The following is a 22,367-nucleotide window of genomic DNA, read 5'->3' as shown; positions in this document are numbered from 1 at the left end:
AGGGCCGGGGCACTCTCATTCCCCGACCCTCTCGTCTCGTGTCAGGCCTCGGCGGCCCGCTCCCGCGCCGCGCGCCTCGCTGCTGCCTGCCTCGCTGTGCGCTCTCGCTCACGCTCACGTCGCCGGTCCGGGCTTCCGATGACCTCGGCGCCCGTCCAGCGGCGGTGCTCCGCCGCGGCCTTCCGCGCTTCCTTGTACTCGTGGAACGGGCCAAGGACGAGGCCGCAGACGCAGGCCGCGATCGTCCCAGTCTCCGGGGAGTAGTCCAGCGTCACGGCATGAACGCTCATCCGGTGTTGCCCATCCTGCCGCCGTCGCGCACCCACACGGTCTTTCGCGAGCCGCCGAGCCCGACGATGTCCGTGTTGAAAACGTCGGGCAGGGTGACGGCGCCGCCGGCCGTGAGCGAGCCGCCCGTCGAGAGCGACGCGCCGGCGATCGCGCCGTTGACCGTGAGAGATCCCGTAATCGCCACGTTGCCCGCGAATGCCGCCGCGATCTTCGCGTCGATCTGCGCGAGGATCTGCGCGTTCGTCCAGCGCGTCGTCGCCCACTGATTGATCTGCGACTGAATGTCGGCGACGAGCGCCGAGACCTTCGCGACCGTGTTCGACAGCGACTCGCCGGAGGGAGCCTCGAGCGTGCGGAGCCGGGCCTCGTAGCCGTCGAGGGTGTCGATCAGGTTCCCGAGCTCGGACGGGATAGCGCCTTGCCGAGAGCTACGCATCCGAGTCACCCCGACTGGATGCGCCGCGCGTGATCCGCGCTGCCTGGCGACGAGAAGCCCAGTCGCCGGCGCGTTCACGTCGCCCTCCGCCGTCGCCCCACGCCGGCTCACGCTCGACGTCGCGGTCTTCGGCGACGTCCTCCGAGCGGCCGCGGCCGGTCACGAACGCCGCCTGCCTGGCGCTCGTGCTGAGCGACGCCTCACGGCGGCGCGCGAGCTCGGCTTCCAAGGCTTCCTTGCGGGCTTCGATTGCTTCTCTAGATACCACGATGGGCCTCCCTTATCCGTCCGGCGGTCTGCCGGCTGTTCCATTTCCAAATTGCGGCGAGTCGGTCGAACTCGTCGGCTTCTTCGGCCGTCCAGTCGTCGATCTCGACAAGTTCGGCGATCCGAGCGCGCACGCGCTCCGTGCTGTGCTCCGTCTCCCAGCGCGCGAAGGCGGCGAGGCGCTTCCGCTGCCCTTCTCGCCCCGGCCATTTCGCGTCGAGGTATCGGAGGCAGGCGACGTGCCAGTCCGGGTCGCTCGCGTAGTCGCGGCGCTTCGGTCGCTTGAGGCCCATCACGTCACCCCCTGCTGGCGACGAGTCCAGCCGATGAGTTCGAGCTCGAGTTTCGCGAGCGCGAGAAGAAGCGCCAGGCGGTCGAGTTCGTTCGACGGAAGGCCGAACGTCGAAGACTGCCGCACGAGGCTCTGCATCCGCTCGCGGACGATGAACTCGCGCTCGTTCAGCGCCTCGGCCTCGGCCTCCGCTGTCGCCTCTGCGACCCTCGCGTCGACCTCGTCACGAGTGATCCGGAGGGCGCGAGCAACGGCATTCCGGGACTCACCGGCGACGAGAAGGCCGATCACGGACTCGACGAGATCCACGGGCGCGAAGTCCTCCTCGATCTCGTCGAGGTCGTCGTCGCGGTCGATCCGATCGGCGTTCATTCGTCCGCCTCGATCGCGGCGCGCATAAGTGCAAGCATTTCCAGTTCCTCGCGGAGGGCGACGAGAGCCGCCTCGCGTGCGTGGATCTCGCCCTGCACTCTCTCGAGTTCACGATCGAGGACGCGGCAGGCAAGAGCGTCGGTCCCTTTGGCGCTCATTCGTCATCCTCGTCGTCGTCGTTGTCGTCGAAGATGAGGTGGTCGAGGTCGTCGCCGACCTCGTCGTCGTCGTCGAGGTCGGCAAGATCACGCTTCGACACCTTGACGCGCACGACCGGCGACGCCTCGGGTTCCGGCGCCGTCCAGACGCCGCCCTCGGCCGTGCGGACCTTCGGGCCGAACTCGTCGCGCGGCTGATCGTGCTCGGGCTGAGGCGCGACGGTCGCGGGGATGCCGGTCGTCTTCGCACGTGCGGCGAGTTCGGCGGACGCCTCCGCGATGGTCGCCCGCACGCCCTCGAGCGCGGCGTCGATCGAGAAGATGTGAGAGCCGCGCTCCCACGTGAGCGAGTAGCGACCGCGCCCGTCCTCGAGGCCCTGGAGCATGTTCAGCACTCCGGTGTCCTCCTGCAAACCCTTCGCGACCGCTTCGAGCGAGCGAAGGGCGGTCGTGAGCTTGAGCAGGAGCTTCTTGCCGGATGCTCGCGAGGTCTGCGCCCAGGCCGCCGCCTCTTCGTTCACGGCGGCGAACAAGAGCCGGGCGCGCATGTCGCGGGCGGCGCGGAGCGCGTTGTAGTCGGCGCGCGCCTGCTTGGCCTCAGCCTTGAGACGGTCGACCGGAGAGTCGCCGTCGGCGTAGTCGCCCGTTGCGGCGTAGGACGCCGCCCGGCGGTGATCCTCGGCGGCGACCGCGTGGTTGTGGGCCGCCTCGGCTTCGTCGAGTCGAACCGCGCCGGCGGCGAGGTCGACGTCGATCTGCTCGAGGCCGGCGATCGCCGCCTCGACCTTCGGCGGGGTGCGGCCTGTGTCGGGGAGGTTGATTGTCTGTCCTGCTGCGAAGAAGCTGCGCATTTCGGTCGTTACCTTTCGTTACTTTTGGTGGGTGTCGGGGTCGGTCTCGAGCCTCGCGCGCTCGGGCGCGAGTTCGAGGTAGGTACTGCGCCCGCGGTTGCTTCGGGCGAGACGGCCGGACGAGATGAGGTCGCCGATGTACGTCTGCGCGGTGCTCTGACCGCCCGCGACGCCCCATTCGACGAGGTTCCGGGCATACTCCGAGCGCGTAACGCCCGTCGCGCCGTAGGCGCGCGTGAAGTGCGCGAGGGCCTCCTCGATCCGGGCGGCCTGCATCCCGCTCGGCTGCCCTTCGCCGGGGCCGATCGGCTCGAGGACGAGCGTTTCGTGCTCGGGGACGCGCTTCGCGCGAAGACGGATGATCTCCCCGCCCTCGCCGTCCTTCTGCTTCACGGCGGAGAGGGTGAGCATCCCCGCCTCGCCGTCGAGCTTGAGCATCGTGTCGACGTTGCCTTCGAGCGCGCTCGCGCCGCGATAGTCGCCGGACTTGCCACTGTGGTGAACGAAGGCGACCGTCGTCTCTCCGTCGCCGGCGCGCTTGATCCGCTCGGCGGCGTTCGTGACTCGCGTCATGGCCGTGTTGTCGTTCTCTTCGGCGCCGCCCGCGACCTTGACGAGCGTGTCGAAGATCACGAAGCGGAAGCCGCGATCGGCGACGAGGGCGGCGATCTCTTCGACCTCCCCGTCGCTCGTGAGGTTGACGGGTGCGGGGTAGATGAAGAGATCCGGGATCGGCTTCCCGCGGTTCAGGAGCCACGCGAGAGCCGCGACGCGCTTCTGGATGCCTGCCACGCCCTCGGCGGCGACGTAGAGCACGGGGCCCTGTTCAACGGCCCTGCCGGCCCACGGACGGCCGAGCGCGATACACGCGGCCCACCAGAGCGCCAGGAACGTCTTGAACGTCGCCGGCGGCGCGTAGAGCATGGCGACGGTATCGACGTTCAGCACGCCCTCGATCAGCGGGCGAAGCGGCGGGCGGGCGGCGAGCGCGGCATAGTCCAGAAGACCGTCGGCGATCATGGGGCGATTGCTGCCCTCTTCCTCGTCGAGCTCGCGCTTCGCGATCCGGCGCTTCCGCTGTGTCGCCTTCTCCGTCTCGACCTCGGCGCGCTCGTGCGCGGCGTCCCAGTCCACGAGGTAGCGGCGGCGCGGGGCCTTCCTGCCCTTGCCGTAGGCCTTCGCGGCCTTCTTCTCGAGAGCCTTCCGCTCGTCCGGCGTGAGGCGCGGCGCGGAGTCGAAGAGGAACTCGAGCGCCTGCGCCTTCGTGTAGAGGCTGAGAGGCACGCTCGCGCCCATCTCGCGCGCTGCCGTGGGGATCTCCGCGGCGTCGTACTTGACGAGTTCGCCGAGCCGCGCGACGTCGGCGTAGATACCCTCGCGGCTGCCCGCGACGAGTTCGACTCCGTCCACGTTCACGCGCGGGCCTCGCGTCGCATGACCTCGACGAGGGCCGTCTCGTGCTCCGTGATGAGGCGGGCGTGCTCGGCGGCCCGGTTGAGTTCGGCGGAGCGCTGCGCGGTCAGGCGGGCGATCTCCTGCTCGTGATAGGCGACCAGGGTGTCGTCGTCCGTCGGAAGGTCACTCGACGTCGCGCTGCCTGCGGCCTCGATGATCGCCTTCGTCTCGGCCTCGGCGAGGCGGTGAGCGATGCGGCGCTGTTGCGTGCGGCCTGCGCTCGCGGGGTAGAGGCCCATCTCGCCGGCGCGATCCATCCAATAGGCCTCGACCTCGGGATCGTCGAAACGATCGGGCTTCGCCCCACGCTCGGCCTGCTTCGTCGGCGCGAGGCCCTGGGCGATGCGCGCCTCGCGATACGGCGCCCAGCGGCGTTCGATCGCGGCCCGTCCCGACGCTGCGCGGTCGAAGGGGGCCTTGTGATCCTCCGGCACCTTCGCGCCGAGGCGTTTCGCCTTATCGCGTGTCATCGTGACGCCGCCGGCTTGAGCAGGAGGGCGAGACGAGCGCGCGCCGCATCCGTGAGCGGCGGCGCCGAACGGGCGATGCTCGCAGCGACGTCTTCGCGTCGAGTGGCGACGATGCCGCCGGTCGTGTTGTCTGTCATGGCCCTAGGCCCTTCCTGCGCTCTCGCGCTTTCGGGGGTAGGGGCTGACAACTCCTAGGTACAACCTATACACGTCGGCCGGCAATTTCCACTCATAGGTTGCGCATTCTGCGAGCGTTATCTACTTGTGATTAGCCATTAGGTGAGAAGTTCTCGGCCAATGGGTGAGAAATGATCAATCTGCACGGTCGTATCTCGCTCCGCTATCCCGTCTCTCGCATCCGTCCAGTGGCGCGCGTCTGAGTGTCCCGTCCAGGTCCCAGGCCCCTTATAGGGGGGCCTGTCCGGGAGAGACAATCGGGACAATCGGGACAATCGGGACGAAGTGTTCAAGAACCGCGGAAAGACGGGGAATTATCGACGTGTCGCCGGATCGAGACAATCGGGACAGACGTATCGGCGAAGAGTTCGTCCAGATCGTCGATCAAGACGACTCGCTCACCTAGCGGCCTATCTCTCGCGCGCCTGAGACATAAGGCCCGGCCGTGGCGTCGCCAGGATAACTAGCCCCGCGCGGTGTGCCGTCGCCCTTATCCCGTCTCGACGGAGGGAGTTGTTATGTGCGCTCGCGGATCGGAATTGGCAACGGTGCCCGCTGTCGCTATTAGGGCGTACCCGACGACGTTGTCGCTGCCGGCCGATAGCGTGTGCTTCATGGAAGAGCGATACAGCTACGCGAAAGAGGGACCGGCGCCCTGCAACATCTGCGGCAAGAACGTGCGCGAGCAGCTGCTGCCCGGCGACGCCCGCGTCGGCGGCGTCTCGGGGCCGCCGCGCGTCAAGCGGATATGCCTGAACGCCGAGTGCCCGAGCAACACGGGGCGGGATCTCCGACTCTCTCAAGCCGTCTAGGGATGGGCGACGACGAGATCGCCGCCGGCGCACAGCCGCGCTGCCCGTCGTGCGGCGTCGTGATGCGCGACGAGCCGGGCGCGTACGTCTGCCCTTCATGCGGCGAGGTCGAGGCCATGCCCGCCGTCGAGATGCCGCCCGGCTTCGACGGGCCGGGCATCCACGGCGGTTAGTGCCAGTCGAAGCGGACGGTGCGCGCCATCGCCTCGTCGCTCATGCGTCGCCGGTTCCCCTGCCCGACGGAGTAGACGACGACGGTCGCCAACGCCTCGAGGATCGCGCGCTTCTTGCCGAGCGTGAGCCCGTGCCACGCTGCCGCGACGTCGTCGCTCCCCACGACCTCGGCGAGTGCCGTCGTGTCGACGCCGGCGCGCAGCTTCTCGTCGAGCTCGGCGATCCGGGCGTTCGCGCGACGAGTGAGGCGCACGCGCTCGGCCCGGTCGATCAGGCCGTCCATCTCGTCGTCGCCGGCCTGCCGCACGGCCGTCTCGAGGCGCCGGCGTTCCGCGCGGAGTTCGTCCACGTCGTGCCGCTCACGGTCGTCCAGGAGGTCGACGGCATCCGGTCGCGAGAGACGGGCGATCACGACGCGCTCCACGAAGTCGTCGAGGGGCACGCCGCGCCGCATGAAGTGCGCCATGCTCGCGCATCGGTAAGAGTGGATGCCGGCCTCGCCGCCGCCCGCTCGGATCGGCTTCCCGCATCCCTCCGTGCCGCAGATCGCGAGCCCGCTCAGGAGCCACTTCCGCGTCGGCCCCGGCGACGTCTTGCGCTCGGGATGCTCAAGCCGCTTCTTCGCCTCTTCCCACTCTTCAACATCGACGATCGCCGGCCAGGCGCCCGCGACCGTGTTGTGACGGGAGAGCGCGCGCTGGTCGTACGTCGTGGCGGCTTCCGCGGGCATCCGTGCGGCGTAGTAGGGCGACATGAGCATGCGTCGAAGCGTCGTCGGCGTGAAGGGGACGCCCGCGGGATGCGCCTTCGACGGCTTCGTGCGTCGCCCCTTCGCGTTGAGATCCCGCGCGATCGAGCCGAGCGGAACGCCCGCGAGGAAGGCGTCGAAGAGCTCGCGCACGTCGGCGGCTCGGCTGTCGTCGTGCTCGGCAGCGGTGTCGGGCGCGCCCTTCTCGCCGTCGAGCACGTACGCGGTGCCGTCGTCGCCTCGATCCTTCGTCGGCACCCATCGGTAGCCGTAGGGCACGCGCCCCGACGTGGGCACGGCCGCGCCCTCTCGCTGCCGTCGCGCCGTGTTCGCGTTGACGCGGCGCTCGGCCTTGATCTCGACCTCGGCGCGGGCGACGGACGTGAGCAGATTCGCGATGAGTCGCCCGTTGACGGTCGTGAGGTCGATGTTCTCGTCGATCGTGACGACGGCCACGCGCGCCGCGGCGAACGATTCCAGCGCGGCGAGCGAGCGGCCGAGCCGGTCGAGCTTCCGCACGACGACGACGTCGAAGCGGCCCGCGCGTGCATCCTTGAGCATCCGCGAGAAGGCCGTGCCTTCGTCGCGCGCCTTGTAGCCGCTGACGTTGTTGTCGCGGTAGATCTCGACGACGTCGAAGTCCTTCGCGGCGGCGAGCGCTTCGCACTTCGCGACCTGTACGTCGATGAGCTCGTCGTCTGTGACGGACTGTCGAGCATAGATAGCAGCGCGTGTCATGCGCTAAGTCTGCCCTATCTCGACAATTGCCGCCATGGTGGCCACCGCGTATTCCGCCGTCGCCGCTCCTTCGTCGTCTTCATAGAGCGCCGCGGCGCGGCGACGGGTCAACCGCGGAATCGCAGTGGGTGTGGACTGGGTCATTTCTTCTCCTTCGATCGGTGATGGGCGGGCACGTCAGGGGGCACCGAGCACGGGCGTCGCGCCCGAGAGGACCGACAACAGCATCGGACCGACACCCAAGAGCAGAAACGCGGGAAGCGTGCACACGCCGAGTGGCAACAGCAGTCGCGCGCCGAGGCGCGCCGCCTGAAGCCGGCCCTCGGTCCGCATACGGCGGCGCGCATCGGCGGCGGCGGCGCGCAGCAGGTCGACCGCGGGGGCGCCCGCGCGCCGCGACAGCCGGAGCACTCGCTCGGTCTCGGGCTCGCCGACCCCACCGCCGGCCTCGGCGACGACCGCCAGAGCGCGTTCGATCGACACCCCGCCGGTCAAGGCGATCGCCACCACATCACCCTGGAGCCCGGCGATGTCGGGGCCGGGCTGCGCGCGGCGCACCAACCGCCGGGTCCACACCCGCGCCGCGATCATGAGCGCGATCCCCCCGACGACGCATGCAATGCCGATCGGGTTACCGAACGTCGCGGCGACATCGAACCCGAGGGCGACGCCCAGAACGACGGCGACCAGCGGCAACCAGGCCACGAGCTTCGCCGTCGCCGCCGGGTCGGCGAGTGCGACGGCCACGTCGTCGCGGGACTGCTGCGCATCGCGCAAGGCCTCGGCGAAGCGGCGCAGGCTGGGGGCGAGGGGTGCGCCGACGGTTTCTGCGACACGCCACGCCACCGCGACCTCGCGCCATGACCCCGGCACGGCGGCCAGGGCGGTCGCGAGGCCGACACCGGCCGATACTTCGGCGGCGACGGCGACGGCAACCGGGTCGCCCTCTTCAGCCGCGTAGGCCCACGCGTTCACGGGCGACACACCCGCCTCCAGCAACACGGCGAGGCGTTGGACCACGGCGGCGGCATCGGCGGCATCCTGATCACTCACGTCTCCTCCTCGACGTCGAGCCGGCCCTCGCGTAGTACGGGACGAGCGAGACCGAGCACCTGACGTCGGCCGGCGCCATCGCGCCCGACGTGCACGATCGCCCCGATGGCGCTGACCACCTGCCGTGCCACCGCGTGGTCGTCCATTCCGGCGAGCGCTCCGAGGGCCTCGAGGCGGCTCGGGATGTCGCGGATGCCGCTCGCATGCACGGTGCCGGCCCCGCCGTCATGGCCGGTGTTGAGCGCGGTGAGGAGTTCGCGTACCTCCTCACCACGGCACTCTCCCACGATCAGTCGGTCGGGGCGCATGCGCAGCGCTTCGCGCACGAGGCGCGCGAGCGGCACGCCACCGGCGCCCTCGAGATTGGCCTGGCGCGCTTCGAGACGCACGTGATGGGGGTGGTGCAGGCGGAGCTCGGCCACGTCTTCGATCGTCACGATGCGCTCGGTCGCAGGAACCCGTCCGAGGAGTGCGGCGAGCAGCGTCGTCTTCCCGGTGCCGGTCGCGCCGGTGATCAAGAGGTTGGCGCGCGCGGCGATGAACCCCTCCAGCCGGGCGCCGGTGCCGGCGTCGAACATCCCGCGCCGTCCGAGATCGTCGAGATCGGGCAGATCGACCTGAGGAAGCCGAATCGAGATGGCAGCCCCGGCGCACGCGACGGGAGCCAGCACCGCGTGCACGCGCGCGCCGTGCTCCCAGCGCACATCGACCAGCGGTGTCGCATCGTCGAGGTGCCTCCCGCCAACGGCGATCAGATCCACGGCCAGTGCCCGCACCTCGTCGCCTCCGAGCGTCCATCCGGCGACACGCTCGATACCCGCGCCGCGATCGACGAAGAGTCCGTCGGACCCGTTGATGAAAACATCGGTGACGTCAGGATCGGAAAGCAGCGCTCGCAGCGGATCCAGCGCGGGGTGCTCCGGGAGGTGCCGCGGTCTCCCCGCTCGCGACCGCGGCGCCTGATCAACCGGCACACCCGCGCGGCGCACCGCCTCGGGGGCGAGCGCGCGGCGCGGTCTGACGATGAAGGGGTCGGCCATGACCCGACGGTAGGCCGGTGGCGATCCCGCCATCCTGGCTCGAGCCCGATCGGTGGAGAGATCCGCCGGAACCGCGTCTGTGGAGGAGGCGATGCCCGAAAAAGGTGGCGGCATCCCATCGGGGGGAATGGGATGCCGCCACGCGCAGAATCCCGAAATGGGGGGGTGATCGGGATGCTGCGATGCCAGAATCGATGTTCGGCCGCGACCGAGCATACGGGGCGGAATGCACCTCTCCAAACGCACCGGGCCGTGCAGACCCGATATATCTCTCACCCCTGGACACCTACTATCGGCGGTAGTGACCACAGGTCCACGCCGCTAACTTCGACCCATCGTCACACCGTTCACGCCGCAAAGGAGCGCGCCCATGAGCAGCCAGATCGATCACCTGCTGAACGAGTCCCGCAGATTCGCACCGTCCGCGAAGTTCGCGGCGGATGCCGTGGCATCGGCAGACCTCTACGCCCAGGCGGGAGCGGATCGAGAAGCCTTTTGGGCCGAGCAGGCGCGGGCGTTGGAGTGGAGCACCCCGTTCACTCAGACGCTCGACTGGTCGAACCCTCCGTTCGCGCAGTGGTTTGCCGACGGTGAGCTCAACGTCGCCTACAACTGCCTGGACCGCCACGTGGAGGCCGGGCTGGGCGATCGCGTCGCCCTGTTGTGGGAAGGCGAACCCGGCGACTCTCGCGCGGTCACCTATTCCGAGCTGACCGATGAGGTCAAGCGCGTCGCGAACGTCCTCGAGGGCCTGGGGGTCGGGCACGGCGACCGCGTGGCCATCTACCTCCCGATGATCCCCGAGGCGATCGCCGCGATGCTCGCCGTCGCGCGAATCGGGGCCATCCACTCCGTCATCTTCGGCGGCTTCTCGGCCGACAGTCTGCGTTCGCGCCTCGACGACGCCGGTGCGAAGCTCGTGATCACCGCCGACGGCGGCTATCGCAAGGGCCGGGTCTCACCGCTCAAGCCCGCCGTCGACCACGCCCTCGGCGACCGTGGCGCGGGCCCCCAGGAAAGCGTCGAGCACGTCCTGGTCGTGCGCCGGACCGGCAACGAGGTGTCTTGGGATGCCGACCGCGACATCTGGTGGCACGACGCTGTGCCGGCGGCATCCAGCGAGCATGTCGCGCAACCTTTCCCCGCTGAGAATCCGCTCTTCATCCTCTACACGTCGGGGACGACCGGAAAGCCCAAGGGCATTCTGCACACGTCGGGGGGATACCTCACGCAGGCGGCGTTCACCCACAAGGTCGCGCACGACATCCACCCCGCCAGCGACGTGTTCTGGTGCACGGCCGATATCGGCTGGATCACCGGGCATTCCTACGTCGTGTACGGCCCGCTCGCCAACGGGACGACCCAGGTGCTCTACGAAGGCACACCGGATACCCCGCATCCGGGCCGCTGGTGGGAGATCGTGCAGAAGTACGGCGTCACGATCCTCTACACCGCACCGACCGCCATCCGCTCCTTCATGAAGCTCGGGCGTCAGATCCCGGAGCAGTTCGACCTCTCGTCCATCCGCCTGCTCGGCTCGGTCGGAGAGCCCATCAACCCCGAGGCGTGGATGTGGTACCGCCACGTGATCGGCGGCGATTCGACCCCGATCATCGACACCTGGTGGCAGACCGAGACCGGCGCGATGATGGTCTCCGCTCTCCCCGGCGTCACCGAGACGAAGCCAGGAAGCGCGCAGGTGTCGCTGCCCGGAATCACAATCGACGTCGTGGACGACGACGGAAACCATGTCGGGAACGGCAACGGTGGGCTTCTCGTGATCACCGAGCCCTGGCCGTCGATGCTGCGCGGGATTTGGGGTGACCCCGACCGCTTCAAAGAAACGTACTGGGAGAAGTTCGAGACGCAGGGGTTCTACTTCGCCGGCGATGGAGCCCGCCTCGACGAGGACGGCGACATCTGGTTTCTCGGCCGCGTGGACGACGTGATGAACGTCTCGGGGCACCGCCTCTCGACGACCGAGATCGAGTCCGCTCTGGTCGGCAATGAGGCGGTCGCCGAGGCCGCGGTCGTCGGCGCGTCGGACGAGACGACCGGTCAGGCGGTCGTCGCCTTCGTCATCATCAAGCAGAGCTATCTCGATGCGCATTCGCCCGAGGGCCTTGCCGGCACGCTCCGCCAGTGGGTCGGCGAGCAGATCGGACCGATCGCCCGCCCGCGCGATGTCTACATCGTCGGCGAGCTTCCCAAGACCCGCTCGGGCAAGATCATGCGCCGCTTGCTGCGCGACGTGGCCGAAGGGCGCGAGATCGGCGATACGACGACGCTCGCCGACACGATGGTCATGAGCGTGATCTCCGCGCAGGTGAAGTGATCCGGATGGCGGCGCTCACTCCGCCGCGGCACTGATCGCCGCCATCCGGCGCCGCACGGCCCGGAAGGTCTCGGGGTCGATGCGGACATCGCCGTCGACCTCCCGCGCGTCCCGTTGCACCTCGTCACCCAGCGCGATGGCGAACGCAACGGTGAGGCGGGCCTCCGTCGCGTGATCCGCGTCCGTCAGACGCGCACGCTCCGGATGCGCATCGAGCCATGCCGCGATCACAGCGATGAGGCGCTCGCGGCTCTCGTGGCTCGCCCACGACACGGCGCTCGTGGTGCCCGGCTCCCGTGTGAACAGCGCGAGTCGACGCCGGGTCATTGCGTCGTCCGCCCCACGGACGGACTCCATGACGATGACAGACGCCGCCACCACCAGATCATCGGGATAGCGGGCGAGGATACGGTCGGTCAGGGCAGGGTCGTATTCGAGGGCCGCTCCGAAGATGGCCTGCTCGAGGGACGTGAAGTAGTTGAAGAAGGTGCTGCGGGAGACCATCGCCGCGGCACAGACGCGCTCGACCGTTACTGCTCGCACACCCTCGTCGTAGGCGAGATCCACCGCGGCATTCTCCATCGCGCGGCGCGCGGCGCGGCGCTTGAGTTCGCGCAGTCCTTCGGCCATGACGTCCGCTCCTGCCTGGCGCTGCGTGGTGTGAATGAGAGTTCGATCCTACGCCCGATATTTTGGGTTGCGTCAAGTTTTGGACACAGTCCATACTTACGATCATGCATCCTTCTGCACGCACACGTGACCTGCGCGCCTCCGTGACTGCGAGGCGCGCACGAATCCTCGGCGCCGTCATCGCCACCACCGGGCTGGCCCTCACGACCATCTCCCCCGCCGCTCACGCCGATGCCCCCGTCAGGTATCCCGTGACGGTAACAACCAGCATCGACGACGGGTCCGGCCCTGTGAGCCTTGCCGGCGTTGAGGTCGTCGTCCGGAATCCGTACGTCCCCGACAGCGCTCTCGCGAGCGGGACGACCGGTGCGGACGGCTCTCTGGCGATGGTCGTCGACGGCGAAGAATCCGCCTATGTCGCGGATGCCGTCTGGCCCGGCGCGACGGGCGACCTCCCATCGACCGACGTGCGGATCGAATTCGTGCCGGAACACGGCGAGCCGGTCGGGGTCGTCTTCCACGGTACATACGCCATCGTGTCGGGTGCGATCACCGTGACCGCCGCCGGAGTCCCGATGGCCGATCTCAGCGGGGCCGGCCTCATCGTCTCGAGCGGCGGCACGGAGGTGCAGCGCCTCGCACTCACGGCCGACGGCTCGTTCACGAGCGGCGCGCTCCCCACGAGCGCGACCGCGGACTACCGCCTGACGCTCGTGCCGCCGACCGGCTACGACCTCGCGAACGACCAGCCCGATCCCAACCCGTCGTTCGCACTCCCCGCCGGCCCCACATCGCCGACCGCCGTGGAGGTGAACCGGCTGTTCGCACTCGCGCCCGAGGGCGGCACGCCCACGCCCACGCCCACCCCGACACCCACGCCCACCCCGACACCGACGGCGACACCGACACCGACGGCGACCCCGGCCCCGACGACGACCCCGGCCCCGACCCCGACGACGACGCCGATCCCCACGCCGATACCGACGACGACGCCGACGCCGACGCCGACGCGGGCGCCGGGACTCGCGGGAACCGTCATCTTCCCCAGCGGAAACACCCTCGGGGCAGCCCTCGACGGCATGAGCGAGGCCGAGTTGAGCGCGCTCCTGCGCGCCACGTCCGCCACCGGGACGGTCGGCGTCACCAACAGCATCGGACAGGTGCTGGGCGTGGCGGTCCATGTCGGGCCCAGCGTCGCCCTGTTCCAGCGGCCCACCACTCCCGTGACCGATCCGATCGCCGGTCTCACCGTCAACCACACCGACTTCGCCGCGGTGGACCTGGAGGCGCTGATGATGGCGGCCCAGTCCAACCGTGCATCGTTGCTCGACGCTCAGCTGCAGGCCCAGATCCAGGGCGTGCAAGACCGCAACAACGCGCTCGCACTGACCAGCACCGCCCTCGGCGCTGTGCGAGCCTATGTGGCGTCGCCCACCGCGGCCACGTTCGCCGCCGCCACCACCGCCGTCCGCGCCGCCGGCGTCACGCACGCCTTCCTCGACCGGTCGGCCGGGACCGGCATGCCAGATGCGAACGCACTCATCTCCGTCCTGCGGTCGACCATGGACGCACACGGCAACACGCAGCAGATGGACATGCTGCGCCTGCAGTCGATGACGGACAAGCGCAACGAGGCGTTCGACCTGACGACGAGCCTCGTCAAGAAGATGCAGGACTCACGGTCGAGCATCATCGGCAACATGCGCTCGACGCCGGTGTCGATCGGCACGGTCCAGTGGAATCGCGGCAACGTGTCGGGGGCGTTCGACCTGTCCGGCGTGCCGAACGGCGCGCACCACCTGATCCTGAACTACGCCGACCTCGGGATCACCCTCGTCTCCGACGTCACGCTGCAGCGCGGCGCGCTCGCCGCGACGGGCAGCCGCCCCAGCCCGGTCTTCGCCTGGGGCGTGGGCCTCGTCACCCTCGGGCTCCTGGCCATCCTTACGCCGCGGCTGAACCGCCGCCACACGCCGCCCGCTTGATCGACCATCAGGAAGGCCCCGCCGCAACGATCCCTTCGGCGGGGCCTGCTGGCGGGGAGTGACGGCTGGCGGTCACTCCCAGGCGAAGATGACCTCGACCTCGACGGGACTGTCCAGCGGCAGCACCGGCACGCCGACGGCGGATCGGGCGTGGCGTCCGGCGTCGCCGAAGACCTCTCCGAGGAGTTCGCTGGCGCCGTTGATGACGCCAGGCTGGCCGGTGAACTCCGGCACCGATGCGACGAATCCGACGACCTTGATGACGCGGGTGAGGCGGTCGACGCCCCCTACGGCGGCCGCGGCGGCAGCGATCGCGTTGAGCGCACTCTGGCGAGCGTAGGCCTGCGCGTCAGCGGCGGGGACGAGCCCGTGGCCGTCGCCGACCTTGCCGGTCGCGGGGAGCGCGCCCGAAACCATGGGCAGCTGCCCCGACGTGTAGACGAGGTCACCGTGGACGTTCGCCGGAATGTAGGACGCGACCGGCGGAACGACCGGAGGCAGCTCGATGCCCCGTTCGGCGAGACGCGCCGAGACGGATGCCGCGGCGCTCACGCCTGCCCCTCGAACTGCTGAGCGGCGACCGCTGCGGCGCCGAGTCCGGCGTTGGCGGCTCCCCCGCCGGACGGACGCTTGAAGTAGGCGACCAGCCCGCCCTCGGGTCCGGGCACGACCTGAACCAGCTCCCAGCCCTGCTTGCCCCAGTTGTTGAGGATCGCGGCAGTGTTGTGGATCAGAAGAGGCGTAGTGAGGTATTCCCACGTGATCATCGAGGCTCCCGGATGTGACGGCGCGTAGGCGCGGCTGGCGGGTCCTACCAAGGGTTCGCCCAGGTATCTCCCCTACGATCAAGCCTATGCCTACACTCAAACGGACGGGCACCGGTGTGCTCGGCGGGTTCGCCGGCCTGGTCGGCCTGAGCGCGATCGCCGGCGTCCTCGTGACCGCGACCGTGACTCCTGCGATCGCCGTGTCCGGCTACGCCGCGACGAGCGCGCTCGACACGTTCGACAACATGCCGAGCTTCCTCCAGATCGACCCGCTCATGTTGCCGACCGAGATCTACCGCAAGGACGGCGCCGGCAACGACGTGCTGATGGCGCAGTTCTACGACCAGAACCGCATCCCGGTGAACTGGGATCAGGTGAACCCGGTCATGTTCGATGCGATCACCTCGAGTGAAGACAAGAACTACTACACGCACGGCGGTGTCGACCTCGTCGGCACGGTCAGCGCTCTCGTGGGCAACGCCTCCAGCGGCTCGAACCGCGGTGGTTCCTCGATCACACAGCAGTACGTCAAGAACGTCCTGCAGCAGAACTGCGAGTCCGAGGCGACGAGCACCGAACAGGTCGAGGCGTGCTTCACCTCGACGACGGTGTCGAAAGGCTCTGAGGGCTACCAGCGCAAGCTCCAGGAAATGCGCTACGCGATCCAGCTGGAGAAGCAGTACTCCAAGGACGAGATCCTCCTCGGTTACCTGAACATCACGAACTTCGGCGGCACGGTCTATGGGATCGGCGCCGCGGCTCAGTACTACTTCAGCACCGACGCGGCGAACCTCACGATCGCGCAGGCAGCGACGATCGCCGGGATGGTGCAGGAACCCAACACGTTCCGCCTCGACCGGCCGGACGGAACGACCACGAACTCCGCCGGCGAAGCCGTCAACAGCGCGGCCGACGGCTACACACTGACTCTTGACCGGCGCAATTACGTCCTCGGCCGCATGCTCGACGACGGCAAGATCTCACAGGCAGAGTACGACGAGGCCATGGCCACGCCGATCACTCCCGCCATCAGCCCTCGCCCTCAGGGGTGCCAGACCGCGAGCGGCGCCGAGTTCTTCTGCGAGTACGTCGTGTCGCAGATCAAGACCAACGAGGCGTTCGGTGACTCAAAAGACCAACGCACCGCCAACCTCCGCCGCGGCGGGATGAAGATCTATACGACCCTCAACGAACAGCTTCAGCAAAGCGCAATCGACGCCATCTCGATCGTTCCGGCCGCCGTCTCCTACATGGATCTCGGCGCCTCCGGCGTGCAGGTCGAGGTCGGTACGGGCCGCGTCCTGTCGATGGTGCAGAACAGGCCGTACAGCGCGCTCGGCGACGACACCGGCACGGTGACCCCGGTCAACTACAACGTGCGCGAAGCGAACGGCGGCGGCGGCCACTCGGCCGGCTCGACCTACAAGACGTTCAGCCTGATCAACTGGCTCGAGCAGGGCCACTCGGTCAATGAAGTGATCAACGGTCGCGTCGGCACCAAGAAGGTCATCAACTGTGACGGGCAGACGCAGACGGTGAAGACCGCGAACGGTCAAGCCGGCGCCGTCGGAAACTTCGAGAACAACAGCGGCTACACCGGCACGATCTACAACTTCACCCGCGACTCGCTCAACTCCGGCTTCATCGCGATGGCGGAGAAGATCTCGGTCTGCAGCACGAACCAGGTCGCCATGAAGCTCGGCGTCATGCGCAGCGACGGCACACCGCTGGACGCGGTGCCCGAGGACTCTGGCCTCTCGCCGAATCAGGCGTACGACGTGCTCGGTTCCGCTGCCGTCGCTCCGCTCGACATGGCTGAGGCCTACGCGGCGATCGCGTCCAACGGCATCCTCTGCCAGCCGAAGTCGATCGACCTGGCGCTCGACAAAGACGGCAACGACATCACGCCGCAGACGACGTGTGAACGCGTCATGTCCGAGGGCGTGGCGGCGACCGCGGCCTATACGCTCGAGGGTGTCATGAGCGGCACAGGTAGCGGCGCGCGCATCGGCGATGGCGTCCCCGTGTTCGGCAAGACGGGTATCCACGAGTACGAGCAGACGTGGATGGACGGCGCGTCTTCGAAGGTCGCCACGGTCGTCTGGGTCGGCAACGTCAAGGGCCACGCGAAGCTGGACAGGGCCCGCGAAAATGGCTACCAACTCTCCCGCATCCGCAACGGCATCTGGCCCGCGATGCAGGGTGCCGCGAACGACATCTACGGGGGCGACGCGTTCCCCGGTCCGGATCCCAACCTCACCAAGAGAATCCTGACCACGCTCCCCTCGGTCATCGGCATGAGCGTCGATCAGGCCACGCGGACCCTTCAGACGGCTGGTTTCTCGGTCGCCGTCGGTGACGCAGTGGACGGTGTCGAGTCGGCGGGCACCGTGATCCAGCAGGATCCGGGCGCCGGCCGCGTCGCCGGCGGGACCACCGTCACGATCCGTCCGAGCAACGGTGAGGGCGTCGCGGTCCCTGGCGTGAGTGGCACACCCGAAGAAGCAGAGCGCGCGCTTCGAAGCGCGGGCTTCGGGAGCACGACGCTCCAGTGCACCGCATCCGAGAGTGCGACAGCTCCCACCGTGACCGGCACAGATCCGGCCACCGGCACCATCGTCAGCCGGAACGCGTCGATCACGATCGCCTATCAGGCCGAGAACTGCGACGGCCGCGACTAGTGGCGTCGGGTTCACGCATCGCCCTCGCCGCCGCTGCGGCGGCGGGGGCGGCCTCGATCGGCGCGGGCGTCTGGGGCACGTGCATCGAACGGTTCCTGTTCACGGTGCGCTCGCACACACTCGCCGTTCTTCCCGCCGGCGCTCCGTCGCTGACGGTCCTCCACCTCTCCGATGCGCACATGGCCCCGTGGCAGCATCGCAAGCAGGCGTGGATCGCCGAGGCTGCCGAGCAGATTCAGCCCGACCTGGTCGTGAACACCGGAGATAATCTGGGTCACGCCGAGGGCCTCACCGGCATTCGTGCGGCCTTCGCTCCCCTCCGCGGCGTGCCGGGTGTCTTCGTCCACGGATCGAACGACGTCGTGGGGCCGTCCGCCCGCAATCCCCTGCTTTACTTCCAGGGGCCGTCGGAACGCAATCACCGCGCCGAGCAGCTCGATACGCCCGCGATGGATGCGTATTTCACTGACGAGCTCGGCTGGACCGGAATCAACAACACCGCCGCATCGATCGAGATCGCGGGGCTCCGGATCGACACCTTCGGGGTGAGCGATGCACACCGGGACTGGGATGATCTCGACGCACTCCCGGGAGCCCTGGCCGCGCTCCACCGGAGCCGGCCGTTCGCGGGACCGCGACCGGCCGACCTCACGCTCGGAGTGACGCACGCACCGTACCGCCGGGTGCTCGACCGATTCGTCGAGCTCGGCGCAGATGTCCTTCTGGCCGGACACACGCACGGCGGCCAGGTTCGCGTGCCGTTCTCGCGCTCCGCGCTCGTCGCCAACTGCGATATCCCGCTGGACCAGGCCCGGGGATTGAGCGCGTGGAATCATGACGGCCACACTGTGCCACTGAATGTCTCGGCCGGCCTCGGACATTCCATCTACGCGCCCGTGCGTTTCGCATGCCGTCCCGAAGTATCTGTCCTGACTTTGCGCGCCGTCGATTCGGTGTGAGGCGCCAGACAGGGTAGACTCGGAGGGTTGCCACGGGGTGTGGCGCAGCTTGGTAGCGCGCGTCGTTCGGGACGACGAGGCCGCAGGTTCAAATCCTGTCACCCCGACCAGTGAGAGGCTCCGCCGCGGCGGAGCCTCTCGTGTATCCCCCCTCGATCGGAGCCTCAGATGCCCACGCCTCGCCTTGTCGCCTTCGATTTGGACGACACACTCGCACCGTCCAAGACCGCGATCGAGCCTCGGATGGCCGACCTGCTGATCGCACTTGCGGAGCGCGTCGAGGTGGCGATCATCTCCGGCGGCCAGTTGCAGCAGTTCACGACGCAGGTCGTCGATCGCCTCCCCGACACGACTGATCGGGTGCGCGCGGCCCTGCACCTTCTTCCCACCTGCGGTACGCAGTACTACCGGCTCACGGATGCCGGCGTCACGACCATGTACGCGCGGACCCTCAGCGATGATCAGAAGTCACGAGCACTGGCTGCGGTCGAAGGCGAAGCGCGGCGCCTCGGACTGTGGGAAAGCGAGACCTGGGGCGAGATCCTCGAGGATCGCGGCTCGCAGATCACCTTCTCAGCTCTCGGGCAGAGGGCCCCGGTTGCGGAGAAGACGGCCTGGGACCCCACGGGTGCGAAGAAGAACTCGCTCCGCGCGGCCGTCGCCGCGCTCCTTCCCGACCTCGAGGTCCGCTCGGGCGGGTCGACATCGGTCGACATCACCGAGCGGGGGATCGACAAGGCGTACGGGATGAACCAGCTCGCGGCCCAGACCGGCATCCCGCTCGAGGACATGCTGTTCGTGGGCGACCGACTCGACCCCGAGGGGAACGACTACCCGGTTCTCGCCATGGGCGTGACCTGCCATGCCGTGGAGGGCTGGGAGGACACCGCCACGTTCCTCGAGGCGCTGATCCCCACCCTCCCGCCGCGCTGACCGGGCGAGGGAAGCCGCATCTACGGTGAGAGCACTGCGGGCGCGTGGTGCGGAGCGGGAGCGGCCACCGGGGTCAGGCGCTGGAGCTGCGTCACGTGGCGCGGCTCCAGCTCCTCGAGCGACGAAACGCCGAGCAACTGCATCGTCCGCTCGATCTCGGTGCGGAGAATCTCGATCGTGCGATCGACTCCTCGGCGCCCACCTGCCATCAGGCCGTACAGGTAGGCGCGGCCGATCAGGGTGAACTTCGCGCCGAGCGCCATCGAGGCGACGATGTCGGCGCCGTTCATGATGCCGGTGTCGACCATGATCGTCGCATCCTTGCCGACCTCGCGGACGACCTGCGGGAGCAGATGGAACGGAATCGGCGCGCGGTCGAGCTGACGACCACCGTGATTGGAGAGGATGATCCCGTCGACGCCGAGGTCGATGAGCCGCTTCGAGTCCGCGACGTTCTGCACGCCCTTGATCACGATCTTGCCGGGCCACAAGGAGCGGATGACCTCGAGATCCTCGTAGCTGATCGTCGGGTCCATCGCCGCGTTGAGGAGCTCACCGACCGTGCCGCCGGTCGTGGTGAGGGAGGCGAATTCGAGCTTCGGCGTGGTGAGGAAATCGATCCACCACCACGGACGCGGAATCGCGTTGACGATCGTACCGACGGTGAGCTGTGGCGGGATCGAGAATCCGTTGCGCTTGTCGCGCAGGCGGGCACCGGCCACCGGGGTGTCGACCGTGAACATCAGGGTGTCGTATCCGGCTTCCGCGGCGCGTGTCACAAGCCCGTAGGACAGCTCCCGCTCCCGCATCACGTAGAGCTGGAACCAGTTGCGCCCGTGCGGATTCGCGGCGCGGACATTCTCGATCGACGTCGTACCGAGCGTCGAGAGCGTGAACGGGATGCCGGCGGCCCCTGCCGCCGTGGCCCCGGCGGTCTCACCCTCGGTCTGCATCAGGCGCGTGAATCCGGTGGGCGCGATCCCGAACGGCAGAGCAGAGCGCCCGCCGAGGATCTCCACGGAGGTGTCGACGTGCTCGGCCGGGCGCAGGATGTCGGGGTGGAACTCGATGTCTTCGAAGGCCTGTCGCGCGCGCGCGAGCGACAGCTCCCCCTCGGCCGCACCGTCGGTGTAGTCGAAGGCGGCCTTCGGTGTGCGGCGCTTCGCGATCGTGCGCAGATCGGCGATCGTCAGCGCCCCGTCGAGCCGCCGCTTGGTGCCGTCGAGCTCGGGCTTCTTGAACTGCATGAGCTCCAGGAGCTCGGGGATCTTGGGCAGCTGACGCTGGACCATGGCACCTCCTCAGGTGTCGGCGAATCAGGGAGTCTGCGACGGGGACGGCAAGCCGGCGTCGGCGTAGTAGTCGGCGATGTGCGCCCGCACGATGTGGCGGGCGCGGTCGGCGTCGCCGGACTCGATCGCATCCAAGACATCGTGATGTTCGTGTCGCAGGCGGTCGGCGGTCGCACCCCAATCCGGGATGCGGTCGACGCCGGCTCGCACGTAGCTGTCGATCGTCGGGCGCAAACCCGCCATCGTCGCCGCAACGACGACGTTGCCGGCGGCATCCGTCAGCCGTAGGTGGAATTGCGCATCGAGCGCGAGGAAGTCATCCGGCGACAGGTCCTCGGCATCCATCGCGTCGAGCGTCGCCCGCGCTTCTGCGAGGTCGACCTCCGGCTGCGCGGCCAAGTGGGCGACCGCCCACTCTTCGAGGAGGAGGCGTGTCTCGTACACATCGGGGATCGCGAACCCCTGCGCGGCCACCTGAAGGCGCAGCAGTTGCGCCAGCCCGCCGTGCGGTGTCGCCGTGACGATGGCGCCGGCGGTGGGACCGGAGCCGGTTGCGGTGCGGATGAGGCCCATCACTTCGAGGACACGGAGCGCCTCACGCACACTCGACCTGCCGACACCGAGCGTCGTCGCGAGTTCGCGCTCCGGCGGGAGGCGGTCGCCGGGGCCGAGCCTGCCTTCGAGGAGATCTGCTTCGAGCTTCTCGAGCACGACGCGCCACGCGCGTGCCGGGGTGTTCTCGGTCATCGTTGCCCTTCCGAATGGTCCGGCCACCCTACCGCGCTGTGGTCAGACCGGCAAACCCGTTCGAGTTGCTGAATGAAACGATACAACACGTCAGACCTCACGCGAATCAGCTGAGTCGGCCACCCGATTCGCGCAGGTAGCACTCCGCGCACATCGACTCGTACGTGACCCGTTCCGTGCTCAGCTCGTCGATCGCCACCTGGTCCCCGTCGAAGACGAACCGGCCTCCGACGAGTCGCGCGTTGAAGATCGCCTTTCGTCCGCAGCGGCAGATGGTCTTGAGTTCTTCGAGGCTGTGCGCGAGTTCGAGAAGTCGCGCCGAGCCGGGGAAGGCACGGGTCTGGAAGTCTGACCGGATGCCGTAGGCCAGGACCGGGATACGCTCTCCCACCGCGATGCGGAGAAGGTCTTCCACCTGGGTGGGCGAGAGGAACTGCGCCTCATCGACGAGAAGGCACGCAACCGCGGGATGTGCGTGCGCCGCCACCAGTGCCCGCAGATCGTCGTCGGGCCCGATCAGGAAGTCGACCGTACGCTCGACGCCGAGGCGGCTCGAGATCTTCTCGGCGCCTTTCGTGTCGACCGTGGGCTTGGCGAGCAGGACGTGCTGGCCGCGCTCCTCGTAGTTGTAGGCGGCCTGCAGGAGCGCCGTGGACTTCCCCGAGTTCATCGCCCCGTAGCGGAAGTACAGTTTGGCCATCGGG

The 22,367-nt window shown here is 68.6% G+C and carries 27 protein-coding genes and 1 tRNA gene; 8 read left to right on the top strand and 20 right to left on the bottom strand.

What is annotated here, in order from left to right; all coding sequences use genetic code 11:
- Positions 1-41: 41 nt before the first annotated feature.
- From Q0653_RS08475 to Q0653_RS08430, 10 genes are read right to left on the bottom strand one after another with little or no spacing between them, the layout of a single operon-like run.
- Positions 42-290, bottom strand: coding sequence for a hypothetical protein (locus Q0653_RS08475; protein WP_298944179.1), 249 nt, complete (start codon positions 288-290; stop codon positions 42-44).
- Positions 287-736 (bottom strand): hypothetical protein, encoded by a 450-nt coding sequence (locus Q0653_RS08470; protein WP_298944177.1) that lies wholly within the window; start codon positions 734-736, stop codon positions 287-289. The genes Q0653_RS08475 and Q0653_RS08470 overlap by 4 nt, the downstream gene beginning before the upstream one ends.
- On the bottom strand, positions 720-995 hold the full coding sequence (locus tag Q0653_RS08465; protein WP_298944175.1) for a hypothetical protein: 276 nt from the start codon (positions 993-995) through the stop codon (positions 720-722). Before Q0653_RS08465 ends, Q0653_RS08470 begins: the two co-directional genes overlap by 17 nt.
- Positions 985-1,287 (bottom strand): hypothetical protein, encoded by a 303-nt coding sequence (locus tag Q0653_RS08460; protein ID WP_298944174.1) that lies wholly within the window; start codon positions 1,285-1,287, stop codon positions 985-987. Before Q0653_RS08460 ends, Q0653_RS08465 begins: the two co-directional genes overlap by 11 nt.
- On the bottom strand, positions 1,287-1,658 hold the full coding sequence (locus Q0653_RS08455; protein ID WP_298944172.1) for a hypothetical protein: 372 nt from the start codon (positions 1,656-1,658) through the stop codon (positions 1,287-1,289). The genes Q0653_RS08460 and Q0653_RS08455 overlap by 1 nt, the downstream gene beginning before the upstream one ends.
- Positions 1,655-1,816 (bottom strand): hypothetical protein, encoded by a 162-nt coding sequence (locus tag Q0653_RS08450; protein WP_298944170.1) that lies wholly within the window; start codon positions 1,814-1,816, stop codon positions 1,655-1,657. Before Q0653_RS08450 ends, Q0653_RS08455 begins: the two co-directional genes overlap by 4 nt.
- The gene (locus tag Q0653_RS08445) at positions 1,813-2,667 is read right to left on the bottom strand and encodes a hypothetical protein (RefSeq protein WP_298944168.1); all 855 of its coding nucleotides are present in this window, start codon (positions 2,665-2,667) and stop codon (positions 1,813-1,815) included. The genes Q0653_RS08450 and Q0653_RS08445 overlap by 4 nt, the downstream gene beginning before the upstream one ends.
- A gap of 18 nt (positions 2,668-2,685) precedes the next feature.
- Complete coding sequence (locus Q0653_RS08440) at positions 2,686-4,083, bottom strand: AAA family ATPase (protein WP_298944166.1); 1,398 nt, start codon at positions 4,081-4,083, stop codon at positions 2,686-2,688.
- Positions 4,080-4,592: a hypothetical protein gene (locus Q0653_RS08435; RefSeq protein WP_298944164.1), complete on the bottom strand. Its 513-nt coding sequence runs from the start codon at positions 4,590-4,592 to the stop codon at positions 4,080-4,082. The genes Q0653_RS08440 and Q0653_RS08435 overlap by 4 nt, the downstream gene beginning before the upstream one ends.
- Positions 4,589-4,729: a hypothetical protein gene (locus Q0653_RS08430; protein ID WP_298944162.1), complete on the bottom strand. Its 141-nt coding sequence runs from the start codon at positions 4,727-4,729 to the stop codon at positions 4,589-4,591. The genes Q0653_RS08435 and Q0653_RS08430 overlap by 4 nt, the downstream gene beginning before the upstream one ends.
- A 654-nt stretch (positions 4,730-5,383) precedes the next feature.
- Between Q0653_RS08430 and Q0653_RS08425 the strand changes: the two genes are divergently transcribed.
- On the top strand, positions 5,384-5,581 hold the full coding sequence (locus Q0653_RS08425) for a hypothetical protein (RefSeq protein ID WP_298944160.1): 198 nt from the start codon (positions 5,384-5,386) through the stop codon (positions 5,579-5,581).
- Positions 5,582-5,583: 2 nt separating this feature from the next.
- The gene (locus tag Q0653_RS08420; RefSeq protein ID WP_298944159.1) at positions 5,584-5,754 is read left to right on the top strand and encodes a hypothetical protein; all 171 of its coding nucleotides are present in this window, start codon (positions 5,584-5,586) and stop codon (positions 5,752-5,754) included.
- Here Q0653_RS08420 and Q0653_RS08415 read toward each other — a convergent pair.
- The 4 genes from Q0653_RS08415 to Q0653_RS08400 are packed head-to-tail and all read right to left on the bottom strand — an operon-like array spanning position 5,751 to position 9,334.
- Entirely contained in the window at positions 5,751-7,241 is a 1,491-nt protein-coding gene (locus Q0653_RS08415) for a recombinase family protein (protein ID WP_298944157.1), read from the bottom strand. The two genes, Q0653_RS08420 and Q0653_RS08415, sit on opposite strands and share 4 nt — an antisense overlap.
- 3 nt (positions 7,242-7,244) lie before the next feature.
- Entirely contained in the window at positions 7,245-7,385 is a 141-nt protein-coding gene (locus Q0653_RS08410; protein ID WP_298944154.1) for a hypothetical protein, read from the bottom strand.
- Between the two features lie 33 nt (positions 7,386-7,418).
- On the bottom strand, positions 7,419-8,294 hold the full coding sequence (locus tag Q0653_RS08405; RefSeq protein WP_298944152.1) for a type II secretion system F family protein: 876 nt from the start codon (positions 8,292-8,294) through the stop codon (positions 7,419-7,421).
- The gene (locus Q0653_RS08400; protein ID WP_298944150.1) at positions 8,291-9,334 is read right to left on the bottom strand and encodes a TadA family conjugal transfer-associated ATPase; all 1,044 of its coding nucleotides are present in this window, start codon (positions 9,332-9,334) and stop codon (positions 8,291-8,293) included. Before Q0653_RS08400 ends, Q0653_RS08405 begins: the two co-directional genes overlap by 4 nt.
- 370 nt (positions 9,335-9,704) lie before the next feature.
- On the opposite strand from Q0653_RS08400, the gene acs reads away from it, so the two are divergent.
- Entirely contained in the window at positions 9,705-11,669 is a 1,965-nt protein-coding gene (gene acs / locus Q0653_RS08395; RefSeq protein ID WP_298944148.1) for an acetate--CoA ligase, read from the top strand.
- 15 nt (positions 11,670-11,684) lie between these two features.
- On the opposite strand, the gene Q0653_RS08390 is transcribed toward acs, so the two are convergent.
- Positions 11,685-12,299, bottom strand: coding sequence for a TetR/AcrR family transcriptional regulator (locus Q0653_RS08390; protein ID WP_298944146.1), 615 nt, complete (start codon positions 12,297-12,299; stop codon positions 11,685-11,687).
- Positions 12,300-12,403: 104 nt separating this feature from the next.
- On the opposite strand from Q0653_RS08390, the gene Q0653_RS08385 reads away from it, so the two are divergent.
- Complete coding sequence (locus Q0653_RS08385) at positions 12,404-14,284, top strand: hypothetical protein (protein ID WP_298944144.1); 1,881 nt, start codon at positions 12,404-12,406, stop codon at positions 14,282-14,284.
- Positions 14,285-14,356: 72 nt separating this feature from the next.
- On the opposite strand, the gene Q0653_RS08380 is transcribed toward Q0653_RS08385, so the two are convergent.
- On the bottom strand, positions 14,357-14,836 hold the full coding sequence (locus Q0653_RS08380; protein WP_298744687.1) for a RidA family protein: 480 nt from the start codon (positions 14,834-14,836) through the stop codon (positions 14,357-14,359).
- Positions 14,833-15,051 (bottom strand): DUF4177 domain-containing protein, encoded by a 219-nt coding sequence (locus Q0653_RS08375; protein ID WP_298944142.1) that lies wholly within the window; start codon positions 15,049-15,051, stop codon positions 14,833-14,835. Before Q0653_RS08375 ends, Q0653_RS08380 begins: the two co-directional genes overlap by 4 nt.
- An 86-nt stretch (positions 15,052-15,137) precedes the next feature.
- Between Q0653_RS08375 and Q0653_RS08370 the strand changes: the two genes are divergently transcribed.
- The 4 genes from Q0653_RS08370 (at position 15,138) to Q0653_RS08355 (ending at position 19,624) form a co-directional block, all read left to right on the top strand.
- A complete protein-coding gene (locus tag Q0653_RS08370; protein ID WP_298944140.1) occupies positions 15,138-17,732 on the top strand; it encodes a transglycosylase domain-containing protein in 2,595 nt (864 codons plus the stop codon).
- Positions 17,732-18,691, top strand: a complete 960-nt coding sequence (locus tag Q0653_RS08365) for a metallophosphoesterase (RefSeq protein ID WP_298944137.1) — start codon at positions 17,732-17,734, stop codon at positions 18,689-18,691. The genes Q0653_RS08370 and Q0653_RS08365 overlap by 1 nt, the downstream gene beginning before the upstream one ends.
- A gap of 33 nt (positions 18,692-18,724) precedes the next feature.
- A tRNA-Pro gene (locus Q0653_RS08360) sits at positions 18,725-18,801 on the top strand.
- A gap of 58 nt (positions 18,802-18,859) precedes the next feature.
- On the top strand, positions 18,860-19,624 hold the full coding sequence (locus Q0653_RS08355; RefSeq protein ID WP_298744695.1) for an HAD-IIB family hydrolase: 765 nt from the start codon (positions 18,860-18,862) through the stop codon (positions 19,622-19,624).
- Positions 19,625-19,644: 20 nt separating this feature from the next.
- On the opposite strand, the gene Q0653_RS08350 is transcribed toward Q0653_RS08355, so the two are convergent.
- From Q0653_RS08350 to Q0653_RS08340, 3 genes are all read right to left on the bottom strand, one after another.
- Complete coding sequence (locus Q0653_RS08350; protein ID WP_298744697.1) at positions 19,645-20,916, bottom strand: alpha-hydroxy acid oxidase; 1,272 nt, start codon at positions 20,914-20,916, stop codon at positions 19,645-19,647.
- 24 nt (positions 20,917-20,940) lie between these two features.
- Entirely contained in the window at positions 20,941-21,663 is a 723-nt protein-coding gene (locus tag Q0653_RS08345; RefSeq protein WP_298944134.1) for a FadR/GntR family transcriptional regulator, read from the bottom strand.
- Between the two features lie 106 nt (positions 21,664-21,769).
- Positions 21,770-22,363: a thymidine kinase gene (locus Q0653_RS08340; RefSeq protein ID WP_298744701.1), complete on the bottom strand. Its 594-nt coding sequence runs from the start codon at positions 22,361-22,363 to the stop codon at positions 21,770-21,772.
- Between the last annotated feature and the right edge of the window lie 4 nt (positions 22,364-22,367).

Source organism: uncultured Microbacterium sp. (assembly GCF_947488465.1).
GTDB lineage: Bacteria > Actinomycetota > Actinomycetes > Actinomycetales > Microbacteriaceae > Microbacterium.
This window is presented reverse-complemented; position numbering and strand designations above follow the sequence as displayed.

Bases quoted from the DNA above. Each gene is read 5' to 3' on its own strand.
- acs (WP_298944148.1), top strand. From the start codon at position 9,705: ATGAGCAGCCAGATCGATCACCTGCTGAACGAGTCCCGCAGATTCGCA.
- Q0653_RS08430 (WP_298944162.1), bottom strand. From the start codon at position 4,729: ATGACAGACAACACGACCGGCGGCATCGTCGCCACTCGACGCGAAGAC.
- Q0653_RS08390 (WP_298944146.1), bottom strand. From the start codon at position 12,299: ATGGCCGAAGGACTGCGCGAACTCAAGCGCCGCGCCGCGCGCCGCGCG.
- Q0653_RS08385 (WP_298944144.1), top strand. From the start codon at position 12,404: ATGCATCCTTCTGCACGCACACGTGACCTGCGCGCCTCCGTGACTGCG.
- Q0653_RS08415 (WP_298944157.1), bottom strand. From the start codon at position 7,241: ATGACACGCGCTGCTATCTATGCTCGACAGTCCGTCACAGACGACGAG.
- Q0653_RS08370 (WP_298944140.1), top strand. From the start codon at position 15,138: ATGCCTACACTCAAACGGACGGGCACCGGTGTGCTCGGCGGGTTCGCC.
- Q0653_RS08475 (WP_298944179.1), bottom strand. From the start codon at position 290: ATGAGCGTTCATGCCGTGACGCTGGACTACTCCCCGGAGACTGGGACG.
- Q0653_RS08350 (WP_298744697.1), bottom strand. From the start codon at position 20,916: ATGGTCCAGCGTCAGCTGCCCAAGATCCCCGAGCTCCTGGAGCTCATG.
- Q0653_RS08345 (WP_298944134.1), bottom strand. From the start codon at position 21,663: ATGACCGAGAACACCCCGGCACGCGCGTGGCGCGTCGTGCTCGAGAAG.
- Q0653_RS08355 (WP_298744695.1), top strand. From the start codon at position 18,860: ATGCCCACGCCTCGCCTTGTCGCCTTCGATTTGGACGACACACTCGCA.
- Q0653_RS08455 (WP_298944172.1), bottom strand. From the start codon at position 1,658: ATGAACGCCGATCGGATCGACCGCGACGACGACCTCGACGAGATCGAG.
- Q0653_RS08420 (WP_298944159.1), top strand. From the start codon at position 5,584: ATGGGCGACGACGAGATCGCCGCCGGCGCACAGCCGCGCTGCCCGTCG.
- Q0653_RS08450 (WP_298944170.1), bottom strand. From the start codon at position 1,816: ATGAGCGCCAAAGGGACCGACGCTCTTGCCTGCCGCGTCCTCGATCGT.
- Q0653_RS08460 (WP_298944174.1), bottom strand. From the start codon at position 1,287: ATGGGCCTCAAGCGACCGAAGCGCCGCGACTACGCGAGCGACCCGGAC.
- Q0653_RS08340 (WP_298744701.1), bottom strand. From the start codon at position 22,363: ATGGCCAAACTGTACTTCCGCTACGGGGCGATGAACTCGGGGAAGTCC.
- Q0653_RS08410 (WP_298944154.1), bottom strand. From the start codon at position 7,385: ATGACCCAGTCCACACCCACTGCGATTCCGCGGTTGACCCGTCGCCGC.
- Q0653_RS08400 (WP_298944150.1), bottom strand. From the start codon at position 9,334: ATGGCCGACCCCTTCATCGTCAGACCGCGCCGCGCGCTCGCCCCCGAG.
- Q0653_RS08445 (WP_298944168.1), bottom strand. From the start codon at position 2,667: ATGCGCAGCTTCTTCGCAGCAGGACAGACAATCAACCTCCCCGACACA.
- Q0653_RS08435 (WP_298944164.1), bottom strand. From the start codon at position 4,592: ATGACACGCGATAAGGCGAAACGCCTCGGCGCGAAGGTGCCGGAGGAT.
- Q0653_RS08425 (WP_298944160.1), top strand. From the start codon at position 5,384: ATGGAAGAGCGATACAGCTACGCGAAAGAGGGACCGGCGCCCTGCAAC.
- Q0653_RS08375 (WP_298944142.1), bottom strand. From the start codon at position 15,051: ATGATCACGTGGGAATACCTCACTACGCCTCTTCTGATCCACAACACT.